The organism is Methylobacterium gnaphalii (assembly GCF_007992215.1).
In the GTDB taxonomy this organism is placed as follows: Bacteria; Pseudomonadota; Alphaproteobacteria; order Rhizobiales; family Beijerinckiaceae; genus Methylobacterium; species Methylobacterium gnaphalii.
Genome location: NZ_BJZV01000092.1, coordinates 1 through 1,478 on the forward strand (window position 1 = coordinate 1; position 1,478 = coordinate 1,478).

At 57.2% G+C, this 1,478-nt stretch carries 1 protein-coding gene; it reads right to left on the reverse strand.

The features are described from left to right. Positions 1-79: 79 nt before the first annotated feature. A complete protein-coding gene (locus MGN01_RS23225) occupies positions 80-985 on the reverse strand; it encodes a glycosyltransferase family 61 protein (protein ID WP_170246140.1) in 906 nt (301 codons plus the stop codon). Between the last annotated feature and the right edge of the window lie 493 nt (positions 986-1,478).

The window sequence follows — 1,478 nt, forward strand, 5'->3', positions numbered from 1 at the left end:
AGACGACGAGGCGCAGCGGGACGACTGAGCGTCCTGAGCGGTTAGGCTTCTCATTGTCTCAACGCCGCCAAATTCCGGGCTAGCCGTGTCTCGCAGCATCAGCGACGACGGTCAGCACTTTCTGCAGTTTGCAGGGGTCTAAGACGTAATTTTCGTTCCAGTTCGGTGTATCGCCGGCGGGATCACCGACCATAAACCCAAATGGCAACCCGCAGCGCGACGCGAGGGACCAGAAGGCAGGCTGGACGGTCGCTGGGCTAAACAGTTCGGCAATGGGTGTGCCGGGCTCGCAGAATAGCATGTTCGCGAGACCCGCTCCGTGCTCCGCCACGAGGCAGGATGCCGCTCGCATGCGGGCGACCTGCTCGTGCAGGGGCATGTTATCGAAATTCTCGATCACGAAACCTGCTGCCTCGATAACGGGCCTGCAGGCGTTGAAGTTCTCGACCCGGCGGACCTGCGTGGATCCGCGGTGAAGATAGATCCGGCGTAGATCCCTCGGGCCATCAGCGGCATGGCGCACGGCGTGGGCGGTGCGCATGAGCCAGCCTGTTCGAGCCATGAGCGGACTGACATCCATCATATCGATACCGAATGCGGCAGTCAGGTTTTCGAATGTTACGACGCAGCGTGGCTGCATTCGGTAGATCCACTCTTCCGGGATTCCGAGCAGATCGAGCGTTTGCTGATGAAACGACCCGGCGATGAAGGGGGGCAAAACGAGCTTCAACCCGGGCCGCTGCATACGCAACAGCAGGAAGGCCACGAGCCGCGGCACACACTCTTTCATCCAATGTGCGTAGTTCGGCCATGTCGACGTGAATCCAACGAGAAACTCACCAGCGATGATTTTCCGGAAGAAACGGAGATCGTTTCGGAAACAGACGCTCGTTTCCGCCTGATACGATTCGAATGCGGCAGCGTCCTGCCAAGCACACAGGTTCGTCGTGGTTTCCTTCACAATGCGTCCCTGCGTGAAGATCATCCCGTCGATTCCGCAAACCTGTCCAGTTCCAAGATCGACGCAGTATATGGGGAGCGGCCGGAATCGACGAAAACTTGGATCCGTAAACCTTGGAGCGAAAGGCGCAAACGTCGAATCAAATGTATCGGCAATCAGAAACTGCGCGCGCGGCTCATTCGATCCCGGCTCGATTAGTATCGGACGACAATAATTCCCTGCTGCAAGTTCTTCGGGTAGGCTCCCTGTTAGCGTCATCCCCTCGCGTTTGAACCAGTCTGGCGGTTCCGCGATCTTCGATGCCTTTCGACGTCGCCACTCTAATGGAATTTGGAGGAGCCGCAGATCAAAAATCATCGTTGTTCCAGCAATACGATTGTATCGACGACACGGCGGTCGAAGTCATTGCCGACCATATCTCACTGCGGAACGTCTATACTGCACTTGAAAGCAGATCAAACGACCCCTGAACTCGATGCCGGGGAGTCCCGATAACCTCAAGAGGCGCCAAGAATCC